Annotated in this window: 23 protein-coding genes; 20 read left to right on the top strand and 3 right to left on the bottom strand. The window is 40.8% G+C overall.

The genetic code is table 11. The annotated features are described in order from the left end of the window. Window positions 1–4: 4 nt before the first annotated feature. On the bottom strand, window positions 5–856 hold the full coding sequence (locus tag ACWJAF_RS06385) for a polysaccharide deacetylase family protein (protein ID WP_448862930.1): 852 nt from the start codon (window positions 854–856) through the stop codon (window positions 5–7). 157 nt (window positions 857–1,013) lie between these two features. Between ACWJAF_RS06385 and ACWJAF_RS06380 the strand changes: the two genes are divergently transcribed. The 3 genes from ACWJAF_RS06380 to ACWJAF_RS06370 all read left to right on the top strand — a co-directional run bounded on the left by ACWJAF_RS06380 (window position 1,014) and on the right by ACWJAF_RS06370 (window position 4,932). Continuing rightward, window positions 1,014–2,042, top strand: coding sequence for a leucine-rich repeat protein (locus ACWJAF_RS06380; protein ID WP_448862929.1), 1,029 nt, complete (start codon window positions 1,014–1,016; stop codon window positions 2,040–2,042). A 15-nt stretch (window positions 2,043–2,057) separates the two neighbouring features. Continuing rightward, complete coding sequence (locus ACWJAF_RS06375; RefSeq protein ID WP_448862927.1) at window positions 2,058–3,362, top strand: vWA domain-containing protein; 1,305 nt, start codon at window positions 2,058–2,060, stop codon at window positions 3,360–3,362. A 67-nt stretch (window positions 3,363–3,429) separates the two neighbouring features. Then, window positions 3,430–4,932: an ATP-binding protein gene (locus tag ACWJAF_RS06370; RefSeq protein WP_448862925.1), complete on the top strand. Its 1,503-nt coding sequence runs from the start codon at window positions 3,430–3,432 to the stop codon at window positions 4,930–4,932. A gap of 46 nt (window positions 4,933–4,978) precedes the next feature. Here ACWJAF_RS06370 and ACWJAF_RS06365 read toward each other — a convergent pair whose 3' ends face one another. Further along, entirely contained in the window at window positions 4,979–5,122 is a 144-nt protein-coding gene (locus tag ACWJAF_RS06365) for a hypothetical protein (RefSeq protein WP_296030589.1), read from the bottom strand. Window positions 5,123–5,490: 368 nt separating this feature from the next. On the opposite strand from ACWJAF_RS06365, the gene prmA reads away from it, so the two are divergent. The 4 genes from prmA to thiI are packed head-to-tail and all read left to right on the top strand — an operon-like array spanning window position 5,491 to window position 9,614. Beyond that, window positions 5,491–6,444, top strand: coding sequence for a 50S ribosomal protein L11 methyltransferase (gene prmA, locus ACWJAF_RS06360; RefSeq protein ID WP_296030587.1), 954 nt, complete (start codon window positions 5,491–5,493; stop codon window positions 6,442–6,444). A gap of 10 nt (window positions 6,445–6,454) precedes the next feature. Further along, window positions 6,455–7,192: a 16S rRNA (uracil(1498)-N(3))-methyltransferase gene (locus ACWJAF_RS06355; RefSeq protein WP_296030585.1), complete on the top strand. Its 738-nt coding sequence runs from the start codon at window positions 6,455–6,457 to the stop codon at window positions 7,190–7,192. Window positions 7,193–7,237: 45 nt separating this feature from the next. Next, entirely contained in the window at window positions 7,238–8,398 is a 1,161-nt protein-coding gene (locus tag ACWJAF_RS06350; protein ID WP_448862922.1) for a cysteine desulfurase family protein, read from the top strand. Window positions 8,399–8,426: 28 nt separating this feature from the next. After that, the gene (thiI, locus tag ACWJAF_RS06345) at window positions 8,427–9,614 is read left to right on the top strand and encodes a tRNA uracil 4-sulfurtransferase ThiI (protein ID WP_448862920.1); all 1,188 of its coding nucleotides are present in this window, start codon (window positions 8,427–8,429) and stop codon (window positions 9,612–9,614) included. A 123-nt stretch (window positions 9,615–9,737) separates the two neighbouring features. Here the strand turns inward: thiI and ACWJAF_RS06340 are convergent, their stop codons facing one another. Continuing rightward, a complete protein-coding gene (locus ACWJAF_RS06340) occupies window positions 9,738–9,971 on the bottom strand; it encodes an HPr family phosphocarrier protein (RefSeq protein ID WP_296030575.1) in 234 nt (77 codons plus the stop codon). Between the two features lie 143 nt (window positions 9,972–10,114). On the opposite strand from ACWJAF_RS06340, the gene mtaB reads away from it, so the two are divergent. The 13 genes from mtaB (at window position 10,115) to ACWJAF_RS06275 (ending at window position 22,463) form a co-directional block, all read left to right on the top strand. After that, a complete protein-coding gene (mtaB, locus tag ACWJAF_RS06335; RefSeq protein WP_448862917.1) occupies window positions 10,115–11,428 on the top strand; it encodes a tRNA (N(6)-L-threonylcarbamoyladenosine(37)-C(2))-methylthiotransferase MtaB in 1,314 nt (437 codons plus the stop codon). 58 nt (window positions 11,429–11,486) lie between these two features. Further along, complete coding sequence (locus ACWJAF_RS06330) at window positions 11,487–11,753, top strand: IreB family regulatory phosphoprotein (protein ID WP_296030569.1); 267 nt, start codon at window positions 11,487–11,489, stop codon at window positions 11,751–11,753. Between the two features lie 2 nt (window positions 11,754–11,755). After that, window positions 11,756–12,202: a Holliday junction resolvase RuvX gene (ruvX, locus tag ACWJAF_RS06325; RefSeq protein WP_296030693.1), complete on the top strand. Its 447-nt coding sequence runs from the start codon at window positions 11,756–11,758 to the stop codon at window positions 12,200–12,202. Then, window positions 12,203–12,463 carry a DUF1292 domain-containing protein gene (locus ACWJAF_RS06320; RefSeq protein WP_296030567.1) on the top strand — a complete coding sequence of 87 codons (261 nt, stop codon included), beginning with the start codon at window positions 12,203–12,205 and terminating at the stop codon, window positions 12,461–12,463. Window positions 12,464–12,470: 7 nt separating this feature from the next. Beyond that, window positions 12,471–12,938, top strand: coding sequence for a Fur family transcriptional regulator (locus ACWJAF_RS06315; RefSeq protein ID WP_296030565.1), 468 nt, complete (start codon window positions 12,471–12,473; stop codon window positions 12,936–12,938). A gap of 46 nt (window positions 12,939–12,984) precedes the next feature. Then, the gene (locus ACWJAF_RS06310) at window positions 12,985–14,652 is read left to right on the top strand and encodes a ribonuclease J (RefSeq protein ID WP_296030562.1); all 1,668 of its coding nucleotides are present in this window, start codon (window positions 12,985–12,987) and stop codon (window positions 14,650–14,652) included. A 275-nt stretch (window positions 14,653–14,927) separates the two neighbouring features. Next, window positions 14,928–15,581, top strand: coding sequence for an O-methyltransferase (locus ACWJAF_RS06305; protein WP_296030692.1), 654 nt, complete (start codon window positions 14,928–14,930; stop codon window positions 15,579–15,581). A gap of 62 nt (window positions 15,582–15,643) precedes the next feature. After that, window positions 15,644–16,888, top strand: coding sequence for a peptidase U32 family protein (locus tag ACWJAF_RS06300; protein ID WP_296030560.1), 1,245 nt, complete (start codon window positions 15,644–15,646; stop codon window positions 16,886–16,888). A gap of 195 nt (window positions 16,889–17,083) precedes the next feature. Continuing rightward, complete coding sequence (sigK, locus tag ACWJAF_RS06295) at window positions 17,084–17,707, top strand: RNA polymerase sporulation sigma factor SigK (protein WP_448862914.1); 624 nt, start codon at window positions 17,084–17,086, stop codon at window positions 17,705–17,707. Window positions 17,708–17,873: 166 nt separating this feature from the next. Then, the gene (locus ACWJAF_RS06290) at window positions 17,874–18,995 is read left to right on the top strand and encodes an MGDG synthase family glycosyltransferase (protein WP_296030557.1); all 1,122 of its coding nucleotides are present in this window, start codon (window positions 17,874–17,876) and stop codon (window positions 18,993–18,995) included. Beyond that, complete coding sequence (locus ACWJAF_RS06285) at window positions 18,995–19,714, top strand: polysaccharide deacetylase family protein (protein ID WP_448862912.1); 720 nt, start codon at window positions 18,995–18,997, stop codon at window positions 19,712–19,714. Before ACWJAF_RS06290 ends, ACWJAF_RS06285 begins: the two co-directional genes overlap by 1 nt. Next, entirely contained in the window at window positions 19,695–20,741 is a 1,047-nt protein-coding gene (locus tag ACWJAF_RS06280; RefSeq protein WP_448862910.1) for a lysylphosphatidylglycerol synthase transmembrane domain-containing protein, read from the top strand. The genes ACWJAF_RS06285 and ACWJAF_RS06280 overlap by 20 nt, the downstream gene beginning before the upstream one ends. A 189-nt stretch (window positions 20,742–20,930) precedes the next feature. Next, the gene (locus tag ACWJAF_RS06275; RefSeq protein ID WP_448862909.1) at window positions 20,931–22,463 is read left to right on the top strand and encodes a YifB family Mg chelatase-like AAA ATPase; all 1,533 of its coding nucleotides are present in this window, start codon (window positions 20,931–20,933) and stop codon (window positions 22,461–22,463) included. Window positions 22,464–22,466 lie beyond the last annotated feature (3 nt).

The raw sequence follows: 22,466 nt of genomic DNA, 5'->3' as shown, positions 1-22,466 counted from the left end.
GTCACTAACTGTTTGAAATAATTTTACTAAGAGGCGAAAATGAATAGCCCATATTTTCCCATTTTCGGAGCAATTCATCCAGAATTTCACCGTTGGTTTTAGAAGTGTTGTGAAGTAGAACTATTGCACCGGGATGAATACGGGAAAGTAATTTGTCGAAGGCTTCTTCGTGTGACGGCTGGGCATCAGTCAGCCAGTCGACGTAGGCGAGGCTCCAGAAAAAGGTATGATATCCAAGATCTTTTGCCATCTGAAGATTGTCAGTGCTATATTTGCCCTGTGGAGGGCGGTAATAGCGGGACATAGATTTTCCGGTAATTTCTTTATAAAGAGCAGCAACACTGTCAAGTTCCCTGGCGAAACTTTCGCGGGTGGATATCTGTGACATATCAGGATGATGGAACGTGTGATTACCCACGGTATGCCCTTCTTTTAACATCTGTTTTACAAGATCCGGATTGTCCTGAAGAAAATTACCAACAACAAAGAAGGTGGCAGGAGCATGGTGCTTTTTCAGGGCTTTTAAGATGGCCGGGGTATTTCCGTTTTCATATCCACAGTCGAAGGTCAGGTATAATATCTTTTTTGAAGTATCCTGTGCATAATAGGCATTATATTTTTTCAGGTCATCGATAGAAGTGTTGCCGATGGGCCTTTTTCCTTCTTCCTGGAAACCAAGTCCCCAGTTTTCACAGGCAGCATGTGTAGTTTGAATATTTGTGGAAGAAACATTGACAGAAGAGACAAATCTGGCAAGAATTCCTCCGGAAAAAAAGCAGAAGCTAAAGAAAAGAAGTAAAAGTAATGGTTTATATTTGCGCCAGAGACTAGATGAAGAAAGAGAAGAAGTATCCATAAATCCTCCCGGGAAAAATACGGATTGTTGCCATATATATATGAAAAGATAAGAGAAGAAATGCACGAAGCTTGCAAACAAAATAGATTAATAGTAGTATAGGAAAAGAAAAACAACTAGAGCCTATCTGAAAAATGCAGGAGAGATGATAAGATTCATGAATAATAGAAAAAATACAGAAAAAACGGCAAGTATGATATGCCCGGAGATTCATTACAGAAAGATATCGTCAGGAATCATGATTACGGGTTGTTATGGATGGGACGGAATGGTGGTACTGCCAGATGAGATAGAAGATAAGCCGGTAACTGCCCTGGCGTCCTATACATTTGCCAGTAACAGGGAGGATGAAGGCGAAGAGATATGGTACAATCCGCAAGTGACGGGGAATCTGAGCAGAAACAACAGTCAGACATCAGAAGAATATCCAAGAATTGCGGGAACCACACTTGAGAGTGTCTGGCTTCCCAAATATCTTACAGAAGTTGGAAGATATACATTTTACCGCTGTAGAAATCTGAGAAAGATCAGGCTGGGTAACAGTCTTTTAGATATGGGAGGCGGAGCATTGACAGGATGTCATCTGTCGGAAATAGAAATCGATTTTGAAAATGGAAAAAAGAGCTGCCTGAAATCTATTGCAGAAGAAATGAGGTATCAGCTCCGTGTTAAACTGAATTATCACAAGACAAACGGAGAATATGAAATGACAGAACTCCTTTTCCCGGAGCATTATGAGGAGGCGGTTGAGAATACTCCGGCCAGGATTCTAGAAACCCATCATCATGGAGCGGGAGGTTATTACAGGCAGTGCTTTTATAACCGGGAGCTGGATTATAAAAAATATGATGAAATGTTCTATCATACAGTTGCGGAAGATTCGGAAGAGACGGCAGGAGAACTGGCATTGAACAGACTTCGGTATCCGGTGGACTTATCCGGGAAGAACCAGAATGTGTATGCGGAGTATATAAGAGCGCATTTAAAAACAATAGCTGGCTTACTGGTTCAGAAAGAAGATATAGAAGGAATCCGTTTCCTTGAAAGTGGAAAATTCTGGACGGAAGAAGCGCTTCAGGAGGGAATGAATCAAGCCGGAGAATTGCAGAAAACAGAGACATTGGGAATACTTATGGATATTCGAAGACAATTATTTCCGAAAAAGAAAAAGACATTTGATTTGTAAGAGGCGTATGGAAAAATGAAAAATACGATAGAATCTGATATGCAGGAGCGCATGGAAAATCTGGGAAGAAAGATCTTGATCACAGCAAGAAATGAATTATATATGAAAATGCGTTTTCTGGATGTAGCACTTTCAAGTCTTCCATTTGTGCTAGATACAGGCGCAGAAGGGATGGGAACAGACGGAATGTATCTGTATTATGATCCAAAATATCTGGGAGGGCTTTTCAGAACAGATCGGGTAGCGGTGAACCGCATTTACCTGCATCTGGTATTACATGGTATCTTCCGGCATATGATCCGCAGAAAAGGAAGAGAGGAAAGACTGTATAATCTTGCCTGCGATATCGTGACAGAGTCGATCATCGATGATATGCAGCACCGATGCGTTTTAAAATCCCGGCCGTTGTTAAGAAGAGAGATGTACCGGGAATTAAAAAAAGAGATGAAGACACTGACTGTGGAGCGGGTGTATGAATTCCTGAAGAAAGAACAACTGTCAGAAAATAAAATACTACAATTAGAAACTGAATTCAGAGTGGATGATCATAGCTACTGGCCAAAGGATGAAGATAAGAAGAAGCAGAGCCAGATAGAGAACAAGTGGCAGGATATCAGCGAACACATGGAGACGGAGATGGAGACATTTTCAAGAGAAGCATCCCAGTCATCCGGAAGTCTGATCGATCAGGTTAAAGTAGAAAACAGAGAACGGATGGATTACAGAGAGTTTTTAAGAAAATTTTCTGTATTAAGAGAAGAGATGACAGTAGATCCGGATTCGTTTGATTATACATTTTACAGTTATGGATTATCTATGTATGGGAATATGCCGCTGATCGAACCACAGGAATGGAAAGAAGTCCAGAAGGTGGAAGAATTCGTGATCGTGATTGATACATCGATGTCATGTTCGGGTGAGCTGGTCAGAAAATTTCTGGAAGAAACATATGGTGTGTTAAGCGAAAATGACAGTTTCTTCCGAAAAGTAAATATTCATATTATTCAGTGTGATGATCAGATACAGACAGACCAGAAGATTACCTGTGAAGAAGAACTAAAGTCTTATATGGAAAATCTGGAACTAAAAGGAGAAGGAGGAACCGACTTCCGCCCTGCATTTGCCTATGTAGATGAGCTGATCCATCAGCATGCATTTGAACATCTGCGGGGGATGATCTACTTTACGGATGGACGAGGAATTTATCCGGCGAAACGACCAGCATATGAGGTAGCATTCGTGTTCATGGAAGAAGAGTATGAAGATGTAGATGTACCGCCGTGGGCGATGAAGATTATTTTAGAAAAAGAAACAGAATGACAGAATTCGCCAATTGGAAATGTGAAATACTGACAAACAATCAGAAATACAAGAAAGAGGAAATAAAATGGACATAAAACGGGCAAAAAAAGAAATCAGAGATTCCATTGAAGCATATCTTGCAAAAGATGAATACGGAGATTACATGATACCATCCATCAGACAAAGACCGATTCTTCTGATGGGGCCTCCGGGAATTGGAAAGACACAGGTTATGGAACAGGTCGCAAAAGAGTGCAAGATTGCACTGGTAGCCTATACGATCACCCATCATACCAGACAAAGTGCAGTTGGTCTGCCATTCATAGAAAAAAAGAACTATGGAGGAAAAGAATATGCAGTTACAGAATATACGATGAGTGAGATCATCGCTTCGGTATATGACAAAATGGAAGAGACAGGATTAAAAGAAGGAATCCTGTTCATCGATGAGATTAACTGTGTATCAGAGACACTGGCACCAACGATGCTGCAATTTTTGCAGTGTAAGACCTTCGGCAATCAGAAAATTCCGGAAGGCTGGATCATTGTAGCAGCAGGAAATCCACCGGAATATAATAAGTCGGTCCGTGATTTTGATGTAGTAACACTGGACCGTATCAAGAAGATTGATGTGGATGTAAATTACGATGTATGGAAAGAATATGCTTATCAGGCAGACATTCATCCGGCAATTCTTGCATACTTAGAAATCCGGAAAGACTATTTCTACCGTATGGAGACGACCGTTGACGGGCGGGTGTTTGCTACAGCCAGAGGCTGGGAAGACCTGTCACAGCTTCTGAAAACATATGAAAAATTAGGAAAACAAGCGGACAGAGAAGTTGTCCATCAGTACATCCAGCACTGGAAGATTGCAAAAGATTTCGCAAATTATCTGGAATTATATAGAAAATATAAAAAGGATTATGGTCTGGAAAAGATTATAGAAGGTATTTACAGTAAAGATACATTGGAACGCCTGCAGTACGCAGCATTCGATGAAAGACTCAGTGTTGTAAATATGTTGATCGGGCGTCTGGGAAGCTGCTTTAAAGATTATTTCTTAAAGGACAGATATGTTACGATACTGTACGATTATCTGAAAGTATACAGATCCAGTCTCCAGATTGATCTTGTGGTTTGTGAAGCAAGAGATACTTATGAAAAACTGCGCAAAGAGGAACAGATGACAAAACAGGAAGACCATGTAAGAAAGCAGGTGCTGGATACACTGGAATCTTATGAACAACTGTTAAAAGAAGAACATCTGGAAAAAGAAGAGGCGTTTGAACGTGTCAAAGAAGTGTTTGGAAAAGAAGTTGCAGCACGGGAAGAACTGACAGAACATACACTTAACGCACTGGAACATGCTTTTGAATTCATGGAAGCAGCGTTTGGTGACAGTCAGGAGATGGTATCCTTTGTAACAGAGCTGAATACGAATTACTACAGTATTCAATTTTTAAAGGAAAATGATTGCGATAAGTACTATCAGTATAATAAGAAACTTCTGTTTGACAAACAGCAGGAAGAGATCCTGTCAGAAATGGATGAAATCGAACAGGATCTGAATACTACTTTAAAATAGATGACGATTTAAGAAACCGGTCAGAATATACATGACAGGGAAATGATTAATATGTAAGCTTATATCCGTGCCGGATTTTACGATAGATTTTCCACAGAATAACGGCCGGGAAACTGAGTGCAATATATAAAGAAGATAAAACCCCGACACCACCACCAATAATCATAAGAATTAAAATACCAATATTCATAACAAAAAGTCCTCCTTGTTGATTCGCGCCCTGCAATGGCTTTATATTTGCTTTTGCGAGAGCATATTAAATATATTAAAATATATGATATGAATGGAATTTTGCTTCCGGATATATTGTATGGATTTTACAGGAGAAGATAAAGAGAATGAGAGACTTCTTAACACGGCATGAACAGAAATCGTTATTTCCTTAACAGAGTTTTAGCAAAAGAAGTACATTTACTTTAAAGACGGCAGGTGTTAAAATAAGCAGGGAATATCGTCGGATGCAGCAAAGAGCGTTGAAGTGAGAACAGAACAAAGAACGACGATTGTCACAGAGAAAATAAAAGACAAGATAAAAAGATAACATAAAGGAGAAATTATATGAAATGGAATCAGTTTCGTCTGAAAACGACGACAGAAGCAGAAGATATTGTCAGCAGCATGCTTGCTGATCTTGGAATCGAAGGAGTACAGATTGAGGATAAGATTCCTCTTACCCAGTCAGACAAAGAGCAGATGTTTGTGGATATCCTGCCGGACATGCCGGAAGATGACGGATGTGCTTATCTGACATTCTATCTGGATGAAGATGTGGATAAAAGAGAGATGCTGATGAAAGTCAGACAGGAATTAGAAGAGATGAGAAGCTATGTGAATGTAGGGGAATGCACGATCGAAGAATCCCAGACAGAGGATGTAGACTGGGTGAATAACTGGAAACAATATTTCCACCAGTTCTATATTGATGATATCCTTGTGATTCCATCATGGGAAAATGTAGAAGCAAAAGACAGTGACAAGATGGTGATCCACATTGATCCGGGTACAGCATTTGGAACTGGTATGCATGAGACAACACAGCTTTGTATCCGTCAGCTGAAAAAATACGTAACAGATGACACACTGATCCTGGATGTAGGATGCGGAAGCGGAATCCTCGGCATGCTTGCATTAAAATTCGGAGCAAAATATTCTGTAGGAACAGACCTTGATCCATGTGCCATCGATGCAACATATGAAAATATGGATAATAACGGAATCAGCAGAGACCAGTATGAGGTTATGATCGGAAATATTATCGATGACAAAGAAGTACAGGATAAAGTCGGATATGAAAAATATGATATCGTAGCAGCAAATATTCTGGCAGACGTTCTGGTACCGCTGACACCGGTGATTTTACACCAGCTGAAAAAAGGTGGTATCTATATTACGAGTGGAATCATTGAAGATAAAGAAGAAGTTGTAGTAGAAGCTGTAAAGAAGGCAGGCTTAGAGGTACTGGAAGTAAACCATCAGGGTGAATGGGTATCTGTAACTGCAAGAAAGAATTAGAGGATCATATATGCAGCATTTTTTTGTATCACCACAGCAGGTGAAGGAAGAAAAAATCTACGTGGAAGGTTCGGATGTCAATCACATAAAGAATGTACTTCGTATGAAGCTTGGTGAAAAACTGACGGTGAACGATGGAGAAGGATGGCAGTATCTGTGTGAGGTGGAATCGTACGAAGCAGACATGGCGGTACTTCACATTGTAGAAAAAAGCAAAGCAGAGACAGAACTGGCATCCAGAATCTATCTGTTTCAGGGGCTGCCGAAACAGGATAAGATGGAACTGATCGTGCAAAAAGCAGTAGAACTTGGGGCATATCAGGTAATTCCGGTGTCTACAAAGCGGGCAGTCGTAAAACTGGACGCTAAGAAAGCTGGAAAAAAAGTAGAACGCTGGCAGCAGATCGCAGTCAGCGCAGCAAAACAGGCAGGCAGAGGTATCGTGCCAACGGTCGGCGAAGTGTGTACATATGCGCAGGCTCTTAAGATGGCGGAAGAACTGGATGTAGTTCTGATTCCGTATGAACTGGCAGAAGGGATAGAAGAGACGAAAAAGATCATAGCCGGAATTCGGCCGGGGCAGTCTGTCGGTGTATTCATCGGTCCGGAAGGCGGATTCGAGGAAGAAGAGGTAAAGCTTGCTATGGAAGCCGGGGCAAAGCCGGTAACACTTGGAAGAAGAATCTTAAGAACAGAGACGGCAGGACTTACGACACTGTCGCTTCTTATGTTCCATCTGGAAGGGTAGGCACATAATCTAATACTAAGAATGAAGAGTACAGGAAGTGAAAAAATGAAAGAAGTATATCTGGATAATTCAGCTACCACAATGGCTTACCGAAGTGTCGGTGAGCTGGTACAAAAAGTCATGTGTGAAGACTATGGAAATCCGTCGTCCATGCACAATAAAGGTGTGGAAGCAGAAAAATATATAAAAGAAGCAAAGGAGACATTTGCCAGACTCTGGAAGGTACAGGAAAAGGAAGTATATTTTACTTCCGGAGGCACAGAGAGTGATAATATGGCACTGATCGGTGCGGCAAGAGCCAACAAGCGTGCGGGAAATCAGCTGATCACATCATCAATCGAGCATCCTGCCATTATCAATACCATGCGTTTTCTGGAAGAAGAGGAAGGCTTCCGTGTCACATATCTTCCGGTAGACCGTTATGGAAGAATCAAACTGGATGCGTTAAAAGAAGCACTGTGTGAGGATACCATTCTGGTGTCTGTTATGTATGTAAATAACGAAGTTGGATCTGTTCAGCCGATTCAGGAAGCTGCAAGTATTGTAAAGGCTTATAATAAGAACATTTTATTCCATGTAGATGCGGTTCAGGGATTCGGAAAATATAAGATATATCCTAAAAAATTAAAAGTAGATATGTGTTCCATCAGTGGCCATAAGATTCATGGACCAAAAGGAGTAGGAGCATTATATATCGGTGAGAATGTAAAGATCCGCCCAATCGTATACGGAGGCGGACAGCAGAATGATATGCGTTCCGGAACAGAAAATGTGCCAGGAATTGCAGGACTTTCACTGGCGGCGAAGACAATTTATGATAACCTGGATGAAAAAGTTGAAAAGATGCGTGCGTTAAAGAAGCATTTTATCGAAGGTGTACAGAAGATTGAAAATACAACAATCCACGGGTTATATGATGAGACCTCCGCGCCGCATATCATCAGTGTCGGTATCGCAGGAGTAAGAAGTGAAGTATTGTTACACGCACTGGAAGACAAAGGAATCTATGTATCTTCCGGATCGGCTTGTGCATCCAACCATCCGCAGATCAGCGGGGTGTTAAAGGGAATCGGGGCAAAGCAGGAATTCCTGGATGCGACACTCAGATTCAGTATGTCAGAATTTACTACATTAGAAGAGATTGACTATACGCTGGAGGCACTATATAATATAGTACCGATGCTTAGAAAATATACCAGACATTAGATAAAAGGATAAAGAAAGGAATCAAAAGATGAGATTTCATACATTTTTATTAAAATATGGAGAGATTGGGATTAAGGGAAAGAACCGCCATCTATTTGAAGACGCACTGGTAAGACAGGTGCGCTATGCATTAAAAGATGTAGACGGCCAGTTTGATGTACACAAATCACAGGCCAGAATCTATGTGGACTGTGAAGGGGATTATGATTACGATGAGACTGTAGAACATCTGAAAAAGGTATTCGGTCTTGTTGGAATCTGTCCGGTAGTCCGTATGGAGGACAAAGGATTTGAAGAACTGAAAAAAGACGTTGTTGCATACATGGATGAGATGTATCCGGATAAGAACTTTACATTCAAGGTTGAGTCCAGACGTGCAAAGAAGAGTTATCCGCTGAATTCTATGGAGATCAGCCGTGATCTTGGAGAAGCAATCCTGTATGCGTTTCCGAAAAGTGGAATTAAGGTAGATGTTCATCATCCGGACGTAATGGTCAATGTAGAAGTAAGAAATGAAATCTACGTATATTCACAGATCATTCCAGGAGCAGGTGGAATGCCGGTTGGAACCAATGGTTCTGCAATGCTTCTGTTATCCGGTGGAATTGACAGTCCGGTAGCAGGATACATGGTATCCAAACGAGGAGTAAGTCTTGAGGCAACCTATTTTCATGCACCACCGTATACAAGCGAGCGTGCAAAACAGAAGGTTGTAGACCTTGCGAAAAAAGTTGCAAAATATTCCGGACCGATTAAGCTGCATGTAGTGAACTTTACAGATATCCAACTGTATATTTATGATCAGTGTCCACATGATGAGCTTACAATCATTATGAGAAGATACATGATGCGTATTGCAGAGCATTTTGCAAAAGAAGACGGATGTCTGGGAATGATCACAGGTGAAAGTATCGGACAGGTGGCAAGTCAGACAATGCAGAGTCTTGCAGCAACCAATGATGTATGTACGATGCCGGTATACCGTCCGTTGATTGGATTTGACAAGCAGGAAATTGTCGATGTATCTGAAAAGATTGATACTTATGAGACATCGATCCAGCCGTTCGAAGACTGCTGTACAATATTCGTTGCAAAACATCCGGTGACAAAGCCAAATATCGATGTGATCCGCCGCTCGGAAGAAAATCTGAATGAAAAAATTGATGAGCTGATGAAGCAGGCAATCGAGACAGTAGAGATTATTGAAGTAAAATAATAGCAGGACAGATACAGAAGAACCTGCCGGTGACAGGTTCTTCTGCATACTTCGGTATAAAAAAAGAGGGCTGAACCCTTAACAAGGCCAGCCCTTTTTCTGAGTTGTTAATACAACTATTAATTACTCACAAAGATATGGTTTTAACATTGTGAGAATCTCATCCATGTTTTCATCAGCGTGGATGTTAAGATCGATCGGTTTAGAAAGATCTAAGCTGAAGATTCCCATGATTGATTTTGCATCGATTACATATCTTCCAGATACAAGATCAAAATCATAATCAAATTTTGTAATGTCATTTACAAATGATTTTACTTTGTCGATAGAATTTAAAGAAATCTTTACTGTTTTCATTGGAATACCCTCCTTGATTCATTTCTTGTTCTATAGATATATTAAGAGTCAGACGAAGAAAAGTCAAGAAACAAATTGCCAAAGAATTCAGAAGATTTTCGTTAGAAGTTACAACAAAGTGTTAAAAAGAAAGGAATAGATAGATGAAAAAAGTAGCATTGCATAACCTTGGCTGCAAGGTAAATGCGTATGAGACAGAAGCCATGCAGGAATTGCTGGTAAGACATGGTTATGAGATCGTGCCGTTCCAGGAAGGCGCAGATGTCTACATTATCAATACCTGCACGGTTACGAATATGGCAGACCGCAAGTCCAGACAGATGCTCCACCGTGCAAGAAAGATGAATCCGGACTCTATCATTGTAGCCTGCGGCTGCTATGTACAGGCGAAAAAAGACGATCTTCCGGAAGGAATCGATATTGTGGTAGGTAATAATAAGAAACAGAATATCGTAGAGATTCTTGAAAATTACGAAAGAGAACGAATGCAGACCGGAAGTATACAGGATGGACAGGACACTGCATATCAGGAGATCATTGATATTAACCATGAAAAAGCTTATGAAGATCTCCATCTGAGTACGGCAGCAGAACACACCCGTGCATACATAAAAGTGCAGGATGGATGTAATCAGTTCTGTTCTTATTGCATTATTCCGTTTGCACGAGGAAGAGTCAGAAGCAGAAGCCGTGACAGTGTGCTGGATGAAGTGCGCACGCTGGCAGGAAACGGATACAAAGAAGTGGTACTGACCGGAATTCATTTGAGTTCTTATGGTGTAGACAGCGGGGATGATTTATTGTCACTGATCCTTGCAATCCATGAAGTAGACGGAATCGAAAGAATCCGTCTGGGATCGCTGGAGCCTAGAATTATCACAGAAGAATTTGCAAAGACAATCGCATCGCTTCCAAAGATGTGTCCGCATTTTCATCTGTCCCTGCAGAGCGGATGTAATGCAACCCTGAAGAGAATGAACCGCAGATATACAGCGGAAGAATATTATGAAAAATGTATGCTGCTTCGTAAATATTTTCATAACCCGGCGCTTACTACGGACGTGATTGTTGGATTCCCGGGAGAGACAGAAGAAGAATTTGAAGAATCCAGGGCGTTTGTAGACAAAATTGATTTTTATGAAACACATATTTTTAAATATTCCAGACGTGAAGGAACAAAAGCGGCCGCGATGGATAACCAGGTTCCGGATCCGGTCAAAACAGAGAGAAGTGCAGTCCTTTTAGAACTGAACCGCAAGAAACAGGCTGCATATGAAGAGCAGCTTATTGGAACCACACAGGAAGTTCTGATCGAGGAAAAAATCATAAGAGACGGGGAAGAATTCCAGGTTGGACATACAAAAGAATATGTGAAAATTGGTGTAAAAAATCCGGATAATCTTACGAATCAGCTTGTAAATGTAGAAATTAAAAGCCATTTACAAATATTGCATTGAAATTTAAGATTTAATCATGTAGAATAAAAATGAAATATTTTTGGAGGACGTGAATAATATGAAGGATATGACAAATACCCAGTTTTTTCAGGTAGAAAGCGGGCCACAGATTAAAGCAAGAGACATTCTTGAGATTGTATATAAAGCATTAAGCGAAAAAGGTTATAATCCGGTCAACCAGATTGTTGGATATATTATGTCCGGAGATCCTACTTATATTACAAGCCATAATGGTGCAAGAAGCCTGATCATGAAGATGGAAAGAGATGAACTGGTAGAAGAGATGCTTAAAACGTATATTGAGCATAATGGATGGGAATCATAATTATGAGAATCATGGGACTCGATTATGGATCAAAGACGGTAGGAGTCGCAGTCAGTGATCCGTTGGGAATCACTGCACAGGCGGTAGAGACAATATGCAGAAAGGACGAGAACAAACTCCGGAAAACATGTGCACGTATTGAGGCACTGATTGCGGAGTATGAAGTGACAAAAATTGTTCTTGGCCTTCCGAAGCATATGAATAATGATATCGGAGATCGTGCGGAGAAATCAATTGCATTTGGAGAGATGTTAAAACGACGGACCGGCCTTGAGGTCGTGATGTGGGACGAGCGTCTGACTACAATAGAAGCGGAACGGACTTTAATTGAGAATAAAGTAAGGCGAGAAGAACGCAAGAAGTATATCGATAAGATTGCGGCTGTTTTTATACTGCAGGGGTATCTGGACTCGATTTCAAATTCGCCGGGGATAACAGAGGTGGAATAGATGGAAAAGATTAAATTCATGTCCGAAGAGATGGATGAAGAAGTAGATTTTTATGTACTTGAACAGACGAAAGTAAATGGTGTGTCTTATATTCTGGTTACAGATTCGGAAGAAGATGATGCAGAGTGTCTGATTTTAAAGGATACATCAGGAGAAAGTCAGACAGAAAGTGTTTATGAAATTGTTGAAGATGATGTAGAACTTTCTGTAATTTTAAAAGTATTTGAAGAACTGCTTGAAGATGTAGATATTGAAAGGTAGTTTTAGAATGTCTATCAGTAAAGAGAAATTTAAAGAAATGCTGAGAGAAAAGGGATTGAAGGTTACGAACCAGCGTATATTAGTACTGGAGGTCCTTGCAGATCATCGCGATAAGCATTTGACTGCAGAAGATATTTATGAATTAGTAAAAGAAGATTATCCGGAAATTGGACTGGCAACAATTTATCGGACAGTGCAGCTGTTACTGGAAATGCAATTGGTGGACCGTATCAGTCTTGATGATGGATGTGCACGTTATGAGATTGGAGAATTTTTCGATGGAGAAGAAAGACATCATCATCATCATTTGATATGCAGGACGTGTGGAAAGATTATCCCTTTTAAGGATGATTTGCTGGAGGATTTGGAGAATAAGATCGAAGAGACAACGGGGTTTCACGTGTTGGACCATGAATTAAAGTTCTATGGACAGTGCAAAGAATGCCAAAAAAGAGGCAGAAAAATAGTACGGTAAGTGTTATTGTGCAAACAGTAACCGGCAAGCACGTGGAGGTGTAATTTTGAAAAGAGAAAACAATGGAAAAATGCGTATCATTCCACTCGGAGGTCTGGAAAAGATCGGAATGAACATCACAGCTTTTGAGTATGAAGACAGTATTATTGTTGTTGACTGTGGATTGTCTTTCCCGGAGGAAGATATGCTTGGAATCGATCTTGTTATTCCGGATGTCACTTATCTGAAAGATAATATCCAGAAAGTAAAAGGATTCATTATTACTCACGGACATGAAGACCACATCGGGGCACTTCCTTATGTTCTGAGGGAATTGAACCTTCCTATCTATGCGACAAAGCTTACGATGGGAATCATCGAAAAGAAACTGACGGAGCATAACTTACTCCGCAGTACTAGAAGAAAAGTGGTAAGACACGGTCAGTCTATTAATCTAGGACAGTTCCGTATCGAATTTATTAAGACAAACCATAGTATCCAGGATGCAGCAGCACTGGCAATCTATTCACCAGCTGGTATTGTAGTGCATACGGGAGACTTTAAAGTAGATTATACACCGGTATATGGAGATGCGATTGATCTGCAGAGATTTGCAGAGATTGGTAAAAAAGGCGTTCTGGCGCTTATGTCAGACAGTACCAATGCAGAAAGACCGGGATTTACGCAGTCGGAACGCACGGTAGGTATCACATTTGATCACATATTTGCAGAACATAAAGATACCAGAATTATCATCGCTACATTTGCATCAAATGTGGACCGTGTACAGCAGATTATTAATACTGCATGCAAATATGACCGTAAGGTTGTGGTAGAAGGCCGCAGTATGGTAAATATTATCCAGGTGGCACAGGAACTGGGATATTTGAACGTACCAGATAAGACACTGATCGAGATTGATCAGCTTAAGAATTATCCGCCGGAGAAGACTGTCCTGATCACAACAGGAAGTCAGGGAGAGTCTATGGCAGCACTGTCACGTATGGCGGCGGATGTGCACAAAAAAGTAACAATCATGCCAGGTGATACGATTATCTTCAGCTCGAATCCAATTCCGGGTAATGAAAAATCTGTATCAAAAGTAATCAATGAACTGACAGCAAAAGGTGCGAATGTAATCTTCCAGGATGCACATGTATCCGGTCATGCATGTCAGGAAGAACTGAAACTGATCTATTCACTGGTAAAACCGAAATATGCAATTCCGGTGCATGGTGAATATCGTCATCTGAAGGCCAATGCGGGAATTGCCAAGATGCTTGGCATTCCAAAAGAGAATATCTTCATCTTGAAATCTGGTAACGTACTGGAACTCAGCGACAAAGAGGCGAAGGTAGTAGATAATGTGCATACAGGAGAAATCCTTGTAGATGGTCTTGGAGTAGGGGACGTAGGAAATATCGTACTTCGCGACAGACAGCATCTGGCAGAAGATGGTATTATGATCGTAGTACTGACACTGGAAAAAGGAAGCAATCAGCTCCTTGCAGGTCCGGATATTGTATCCCGTGGATTTGTTTATGTCAGAGAATCTGAGAGTCTGATGGAAGAAGCAAGAAAAGTACTGACAGAAGCAGTGGAAGATTGCCTGACACATCAGCGTAATGCTGACTGGAGTAAAATTAAGCTTGTAATCCGTGATACGATGAACGACTTCATTTGGAAACGTACAAAGAGAAGACCAATGATACTTCCGATTATCATGGATGTATAAAGATAGCATAAGGGAAACTGTTACAATGCAGTTCCGCAAAAAAGAGAAGCTGTTGTAAAAAGCTTCGGAGAGAGAATGATGAGCCGCACATTGTACAAAAAGCGACTTCGAACGTAATGAGCGGAGCCGGGGATGTACAATATGTGGCTCCTTTTTATTGCCATGCATTCGTAAGGAGCTGCCAGTGGCAGATCCCGCAGATGCCAAAGCATGCAAGAGAAGTTGCCGGGCAAAAGGTTTTCTATAAGACAGCTAAGCATGAGGAGATATATAGTATGATTGTAGATGAACGTATGGTCACATACATCCGGTCTCTGGAAAGACCGGAGAATCCTGTGATCGAAGAGATTGAACAGGAAGCACTGGACAGTTATGTGCCGATCATCCGGAAGGAGACGCAGAGCTTTCTGAAAGTTATGATGCTGATGAACAGACCGGCCAGAGTGCTGGAGGTTGGAACAGCAGTCGGATTTTCCGCTATTTTAATGAGTGAATACCTGCCGGAAGACAGTCATATCACAACCATTGAAAATTATGAAAAGAGAATTCCAATCGCAAGAAATAATTTCAAACGTGCAGGAAAAGAAGAAAAGATAACGCTGATAGAAGGTGATGCACTGGAAGTTATGAAAACTCTGGAAGGTCCGTATGATTTTATATTTATGGATGCTGCAAAAGGGCAGTATATTCATTATATGCCAGAAGCAGTAAGACTGCTTTCCGAAGGCGGAATACTGATGTCTGATAATGTACTGCAAGATGGAGATATCATAGAATCCAGATTTGCAGTAGAAAGAAGAAACAGGACCATTCATAGCCGGATGCGGGAATATTTATATGAATTAAAACATAGTGATGTGCTGGAGACATCCATCATTCCACTTGGAGATGGTGTGGCACTTAGTATAAAGAAGAAAAAAGAAGTATAAAGTAGTATAAAGAACAAACAACGCAATCAAAAAAATAAACACATAGAAAAGGAGAACAGGTGATGAGAAACAGACATCCAGAATTATTAATACCAGCGAGCAGTCTGGAAGTGTTAAAGACGGCCGTTATGTTTGGTGCGGATGCAGTATATATCGGAGGAGAGGCATTTGGACTGAGAGCCAAGGCGAAGAACTTCTCAATGGAGGATATGAAAGAAGGTGTGCGTTTCGCACATGAGCATGGGGCGAGAGTACATGTAACCGTCAATATTCTTGCACATAATGACGATCTTCAAGGTGCAGCAGAGTATTTAAAAGAATTAAAAGAAATTGCCCCGGATGCGTTGATCATCGCAGATCCGGCAATTTTCATGCTTGCCAAAGAAATCTGTCCGGAGATAGAAAGACATGTCAGTACACAGGCTAATAATACCAACTATGGTACGTTTAATTTCTGGTGGAATCTGGGCGCGAAAAGGGTAGTAACAGCCAGAGAACTTTCTTTAAAAGAGATCAAAGAAATCCGTGCACACATTCCGGAGGATATGGAGATTGAAAGTTTCATACATGGAGCAATGTGCATTTCTTATTCCGGAAGATGTCTTCTGAGTAATTTCTTTACCGCAAGAGATGCTAACCAGGGTGCCTGTACACATCCGTGCCGCTGGAAATATTCTGTAGTAGAAGAGACGAGACCGGGTGAGTACATGCCGGTATATGAAAATGAAAGAGGAACTTATATTTTTAACTCAAAGGATCTCTGTATGATCGAGCATATTCCGGAGATGATCGATGCGGGAATTGACAGTTTCAAGATTGAAGGCCGTATGAAAACAGCACTTTACGTAGCAACAGTAGCGAGAACGTACAGAAAAGCAATTGATGATTATCTGGAAGATCCGAAAAAATATGAGGCAAATATGCCATGGTACAAAGACCAGATTTCGAACTGTACCTATCGTCAGTTTACAACGGGATTCTACTTTGGAAAACCAAGCGAAGAAAGCCAGATTTATGACAGTAATACGTATATTAAAGAGTACACCTACCTTGGAATCATCGGAGAAATCAAAGACGGGATGTACCGTATTGAACAGAGAAATAAATTCTCTGTAGGAGAAGCCATCGAGATTATGAAACCAGATGGCAGAAATGTAGAAGTAAAAGTAGAAAAGATTGTAGATGAAGATGGAAACGAACAAGAAAGTGCACCACATCCAAAACAGGTGCTCTATGTAGCACTTGACGGTGAAGCTGATGTTTATGATATCTTAAGAAGATCAGAAGCTGAACACGAAAATAATTAATACAATCAGTAGAATCAGATAAAACAGCGGTGTTTCCGTTGCCTTATATCACAGAATCTGTTGCTTGCAGGAATTGCAATCAGCATTCCTGATATGCACATAGAAGAGTGCAAATGACAGGTTTTGAGGATGCCCAGGCACAGAAGCACCGCTGTTTGCATAGAATATAATAAATCTGCCAAGAGGTACGTTGCTTTGAAATCATTTCCACAACCCCTCACAGCTGCAGAGGAAAGATATTACATGCAAAAATATACAGAGGGTGATCTGGAGGCAAAACATATTCTTGTGGAGAGAAATCTGCGGCTTGTAGCACATATTGTAAAAAAGTACCAGCCACCACCGGAAGAAGTGGAAGATCTTCTGTCTATAGGAACAATTGGACTTATGAAAGCGGTTGTCACATTTGATCCGGATAAAAGTGTAAGACTTGGAACATATGCGGCAAGATGCATTGAAAATGAAGTGTTAATGCATCTTAGGGGAAAGAAAAAAACTTCAAAAGAAGTATCGCTATATGATCCCATAGGAACGGACAGGGAAGGAAATGAGATTCAGCTTTTTGATGTGATCGAGATGAAAGAAGAGGATGTGCAGCGCAAACTGGAACAAAAAGAAGATGTAAGAAAACTTTATCAGAAAGTGGAATCAGAGCTGTCGGCAAGAGAACGGATAGTGCTTAAGATGCGGTATGGTCTGTATAATGAAGAGGAATATACGCAAAAAGAAATTGCTGCAAAACTTGGAATATCAAGATCATATGTATCAAGAATTGAAAAAAGCGCAATTGAAAAGCTGAGGCTCTTTTTTGATACGTAAGTATGAAAAAAGCTTTCAGCTGCCGGAGTATTTGTAAAAAACTGTGTAATTTTGTAGTTTTTCCGTGTATCTGTAAAGAAAGTCTTTAAGAAATCTTTAGATTTATATATCTGTTTTTTTAAGAATCGGTTACTATACTTAACACCATAAAGAAGAGACCCAGCAGATGAGAAGGGAAAGGGTGGAAGTTATGAAAGTACTGGTGTTAAGTGGAAGATTCGGAATGGGCCATGAGATGGCAGCCAATGCAATCTGTGAAGAATTTAAAAAGATAGATGAAAATACCAAAATTGTAAAAAAAGATCTGCTTGAAGAACTGTATCCGCATTTGAGTAAACTGATTTTTGGCGGATTTAGAATGATGGTAGAACATTGTCATGGAATTTATAATTTCATATATAAGATGTCAGGTAAAATGAAAGTAGAAGTACGGCCAAGAGGGGAAGCAATTTATAAAAAGCTAAGAGCATTACTGGAAACAGAAGAACCAGACGTAATCGTCTGTACACATCCAATGTGCGTAAAAGCGATTGCTTCTTATAAAGGAAGAACAGGGCTGAAGACACCACTTGTGACATGTATTACAGATATCAGTATGCATCCGGAGTGGACAGCTTTACAGACAGATATTTATCTTGCACCGACACAGGAAATCAAAGAGCACCTGATTCAAAGCGGAACAAGGTCAGAAAACATTCTGGTAACAGGAATTCCGGTAAGACAGCAGTTCCTGCGTTGCAGATATCAGGAAGATTCATTAAGAAAAAAAGAGAATACGAAAAATGTCTTGATTATGGGTGGCGGTCTGGGACTTATGCCAGATTTAAAAGAGCTTCTTGGAAAATTGCATCATATGCACGGAGTCCGTACAGTCGTAATTACCGGAAAAAATAAGAAAGTATATGATGAATGGGTAGACCGCTATGATGATGTAAAAGTATTGGGATATACGGAAAACATCAGCAAATACATGAGATGGGCGGATCTGGTTATCACGAAGGCTGGTGGAATTACACTGTTTGAGCTGATTCACAGTGAAGTGCCGTTATTTGTCATTCATCCATTCCTGGAACAGGAAATGAATAACGCAGGATATGCAGCAGAAAAAGGATTTGCGAAAGTAGTATGGGGAAAAAGAGAAGCTTATATTCCGGAACTTCAGAAGTTGCTGGAAGATGAAGATGAATTAAAACGAATGAAAGCAAATGTCAAACGTGCCAAAACAGACATGATCGATGTGGATCTGGATAAAGCTGTCGAAATTATGGAAGAAAGGATGACTGCATAATGAAATGGAAGAAATGGACAAAAAGAGCTACGGCAGTAGGAGCAGGAATGGTATGCTATAGTGTGTTTCCGACTTACATATTAAAGTACCGCTGGATCTTAAAAGACAGAAGACAGGCGGAAGATGCAGAGAAAATTCTTTATCTTACATTTGATGATGGACCAGACACGGTGTATACGAACAAACTTCTTGATCTTTTGGATGAACAGAAGGTTCCGGCAACATTTTTCATGGTGGCAGAATCGGCAAAGCAGCATCCGGGAATCGTAGAACGGATGAAAAAGAATGGATATTCAATCGGAATACATTCGCAAAAACATGAAAGTGCCATGCTTCAGCCAATTGGAAAGACCGGAAGAGATCTGAAAAAATCAGTGGAGATCATGGAAAAGCTTGGAGTAGATATAAAAGGTTACCGTCCGCCATGGGGACATTTGAATCTGGCAAGTTTATATTGGATAAAAAAATTACATCTAAATCTGGTATTCTGGGATGTTATGGCGCAGGACTGGTCGGCGGATGAAACACCGGACAGTATCTGCAATAAGATTTTACGAAGAGTATTTCCGGGAGCTGTTATCTGTCTCCATGACGGAAGAGGGGAAAATGGTGCACCGGGAAGAACGATAGAAGCTCTTGAAAAAGCAATCCCGCTTTTAAAAAAGCAGGGATATGTATTTAGAAATGCAGAGGAAAAATATGGAGAAAAAATCATTTAAAAAATATATCATATTATTTCCGGTACTGGCAGCAGTTGTGATCTTTGTTGTATTAAAGGGTACGGATATACAGTCTGTACTGGAAGCTATGAGACAGGCGGATCACAAGTGGCTGCTCGTTGGTATCCTCCTGGCGGCATCGTTCAATGTGGCAGAAGGCGTGAATCTGATGCATGTTTTACAGTCGTTTGGATATAAGATTTCCTTTACACAGGGAATGAAATATGCATATATCGGATATTTTTTCAGTTCAATTACACCATCTGCTACAGGTGGACAGCCGTTGCAGTTGTATGCAATGAATAAAGATGACATTCATGTGGCACATGGAACGTTGGCTATACTGGTAGAAGTTACCAGCTTTCAGCTTGCAACGTTCGTGTTGGAAAATATTGCAGCGGCAGGAGTACTTCTGGGGAAGATTCATCTGAGCAGGATGATGCTGATATTAGGAGCGCTTGGATATGTTATGAATTTTATATTTATAGCAGCACTAATGGTAGTGATCCTGTCAGAAAAACTGAAGGAAAAAATTGTTGGAGGAATACAGTGGCTCTTGCGCCGTCTGCCAATAAAGAATAAAGAAAATGCATGCGGAAAACTGAATGGTGTATTACATGATTTTGAAGATTGCAAAAGTTTTTTGAAGAAGGATCCAGGCCTGGCAGGAAGAGTCATTGTGATTAGCTTCATACAGGTTATCTGCTGGTTCAGTGTTCCGTGGGCGGTGTATCATGCTATGGGAGAGTCTGGAAGTTCATATATTGTGATTTTTTTACATCAGATTATATTATATATGACGACAGCCCTGCTGCCGTTTCCGGGAGCAGAAGGAATCAGTGAATTCTCCTTTGTAAAATTATTCGCTAAAATATTTGAAACGACCCCGGTTGCGGCTGTTGTACTTGTGAACCGTGGCATCAGTTTTTATTTTCTTTTAGTTCTGAGCGGGATACTGGGTGTGTTACTGGGACGCGGGAAAAAACATTCTGGAAAAGCAATGGAAATGTATTCTGAAAAATGTTGACACCGAAGAAAGAATAGGATAAGATAAATTCAAATTTACGAAGACTGAATTATCATAGATTCTGTTCTGTCTTCGGTTTTTCTTTTGACCGGATCGGTCATTGTATCAAGTTTCATTTTTTATAGTGATGTATCATGTAAGGTGCAGGCAATTTATGCATCAGACATTGATATGGAAAGGAGTGTACAGATGGCATTTTGTACTGTATTATCTTTAGCAATCCGGGGACTGGATGTGGAGAAAATCCGGGTAGAGGCGGATGTAAGCAACGGACTTCCCATGTTTCATATGGTGGGATATCTGTCAGCCGAAGTAAAAGAGGCATCCGAACGGGTCCGGACCGCCATTAGAAATTCAGGTGTAAAACTGCCTGCAAAAAAAATAGTCGTGAATCTGGCGCCGGCGACTGTAAGAAAAAAGGGCGCATCATTTGATCTTCCAATTGCACTGTCTGTCCTGGCAGCGCTGGAATATATCCCAAAAGAAAGCTTAAAAGATGTAATCGTATTAGGAGAACTGAGTCTGGATGGAAAGATACATGGAATATCCGGAGTCCTTCCTATGATAATGGAAGCGGAAAGGAGTGGATACCGGCAGTGTATCTTACCAGCGGAGAATGTAAAAGAAGGGGCGTTGGTAAAAGGAATGCAAATCCTGCCAGCAAAAAGCCTGGAAGAAATCTGTATGTGTCTGAATGGAAAGACAGAGATTCCTGTTTGGAATAATATGACAGAAATAGTGGAGGAAAAAGACGAAGAGCAGTATGATTTTTCAGAAATCCATGGTCAGAAAGCAGTGAAGAGGGCAGCAGAGATAGCGGTGGCAGGTGGCCACAATCTTCTTATGGTAGGACCGCCTGGGGCAGGAAAGTCGATGATTGCCCGGCGTATAGCAACAATCTTACCGGAACTTTCAAGAGAGGAAAGTCTGGAGATTACCAAAATATACAGTATATTGGGAAATGTTGACCCGGATCATCCGCTGATCACGCGGCGGCCATTTCGAAGTGTACATCATACTGTGACGAAGACAGCTCTGCTTGGTGGTGGAATCACACCAAGACCCGGGGAAATCAGCATGGCGCACAAAGGAGTCTTGTTTCTGGATGAGCTTGCAGAGTTTCCAAGATCTGTACTGGAAGTACTGCGCCAGCCATTGGAAGAGCGGAAAGTACATATAGCAAGAAATCACGGAAGTTTTGTGTATCCGGCAGAATTTATGCTGGTTGCTGCAATGAATCCATGTCCATGTGGAAATTATCCGGATATGCAAAAATGCAGCTGTACGCCAAGACAGATCGAACAATATCTGGGAAAAATCAGTCAGCCATTTCTGGACCGGATGGATCTGTGTATTGAAACACCAAGAGTACAGTACCAGGAACTGGAAGCAACAAAAAAAGAAGAAACTTCGGAAGTGGTAAGAAAACGTGTGTCAATTGCAAGAGACATACAAAAAGAACGGTATAAGACGGGAAAAGCGGATACAAATGCAATGCTCGGACCACGGGAGATTGCGACGTATGTAAGACTTGGAAAAGAGGAAAAAGAGTTGATGGAACAAGCGTTTGAAAGGCTTGGACTGACAGCAAGAACCTATCATAAGATACTGCGGGTGGCAAGAACGATTGCTGATTTAGAACAAAGTACTGAAGTGAAGAGTATACATCTGAAAGAGGCAATCGGATATAGATCGCTGGATAAAAAATACTGGGGAAGATAAAGG

Source organism: Dorea sp. (genome assembly GCF_977044405.1).
Note: the sequence above shows the minus strand (reverse complement) of the source record. Positions and strands in the feature narration are given on the sequence as shown.

Bases quoted from the DNA above. Each gene is read 5' to 3' on its own strand.
- ACWJAF_RS06300 (WP_296030560.1), top strand. From the start codon at position 15,644: ATGAGAAACAGACATCCAGAATTATTAATACCAGCGAGCAGTCTGGAA.
- ACWJAF_RS06375 (WP_448862927.1), top strand. From the start codon at position 2,058: ATGAAAAATACGATAGAATCTGATATGCAGGAGCGCATGGAAAATCTG.
- ACWJAF_RS06355 (WP_296030585.1), top strand. From the start codon at position 6,455: ATGCAGCATTTTTTTGTATCACCACAGCAGGTGAAGGAAGAAAAAATC.
- thiI (WP_448862920.1), top strand. From the start codon at position 8,427: ATGAGATTTCATACATTTTTATTAAAATATGGAGAGATTGGGATTAAG.
- ACWJAF_RS06315 (WP_296030565.1), top strand. From the start codon at position 12,471: ATGTCTATCAGTAAAGAGAAATTTAAAGAAATGCTGAGAGAAAAGGGA.
- ACWJAF_RS06285 (WP_448862912.1), top strand. From the start codon at position 18,995: ATGAAATGGAAGAAATGGACAAAAAGAGCTACGGCAGTAGGAGCAGGA.
- ACWJAF_RS06305 (WP_296030692.1), top strand. From the start codon at position 14,928: ATGATTGTAGATGAACGTATGGTCACATACATCCGGTCTCTGGAAAGA.
- ruvX (WP_296030693.1), top strand. From the start codon at position 11,756: ATGAGAATCATGGGACTCGATTATGGATCAAAGACGGTAGGAGTCGCA.
- ACWJAF_RS06330 (WP_296030569.1), top strand. From the start codon at position 11,487: ATGAAGGATATGACAAATACCCAGTTTTTTCAGGTAGAAAGCGGGCCA.
- ACWJAF_RS06340 (WP_296030575.1), bottom strand. From the start codon at position 9,971: ATGAAAACAGTAAAGATTTCTTTAAATTCTATCGACAAAGTAAAATCA.
- ACWJAF_RS06275 (WP_448862909.1), top strand. From the start codon at position 20,931: ATGGCATTTTGTACTGTATTATCTTTAGCAATCCGGGGACTGGATGTG.
- ACWJAF_RS06320 (WP_296030567.1), top strand. From the start codon at position 12,203: ATGGAAAAGATTAAATTCATGTCCGAAGAGATGGATGAAGAAGTAGAT.
- ACWJAF_RS06290 (WP_296030557.1), top strand. From the start codon at position 17,874: ATGAGAAGGGAAAGGGTGGAAGTTATGAAAGTACTGGTGTTAAGTGGA.
- prmA (WP_296030587.1), top strand. From the start codon at position 5,491: ATGAAATGGAATCAGTTTCGTCTGAAAACGACGACAGAAGCAGAAGAT.
- ACWJAF_RS06365 (WP_296030589.1), bottom strand. From the start codon at position 5,122: ATGAATATTGGTATTTTAATTCTTATGATTATTGGTGGTGGTGTCGGG.
- mtaB (WP_448862917.1), top strand. From the start codon at position 10,115: ATGAAAAAAGTAGCATTGCATAACCTTGGCTGCAAGGTAAATGCGTAT.
- ACWJAF_RS06370 (WP_448862925.1), top strand. From the start codon at position 3,430: ATGGACATAAAACGGGCAAAAAAAGAAATCAGAGATTCCATTGAAGCA.
- ACWJAF_RS06385 (WP_448862930.1), bottom strand. From the start codon at position 856: ATGGATACTTCTTCTCTTTCTTCATCTAGTCTCTGGCGCAAATATAAA.
- ACWJAF_RS06380 (WP_448862929.1), top strand. From the start codon at position 1,014: ATGAATAATAGAAAAAATACAGAAAAAACGGCAAGTATGATATGCCCG.
- ACWJAF_RS06280 (WP_448862910.1), top strand. From the start codon at position 19,695: ATGGAGAAAAAATCATTTAAAAAATATATCATATTATTTCCGGTACTG.
- ACWJAF_RS06350 (WP_448862922.1), top strand. From the start codon at position 7,238: ATGAAAGAAGTATATCTGGATAATTCAGCTACCACAATGGCTTACCGA.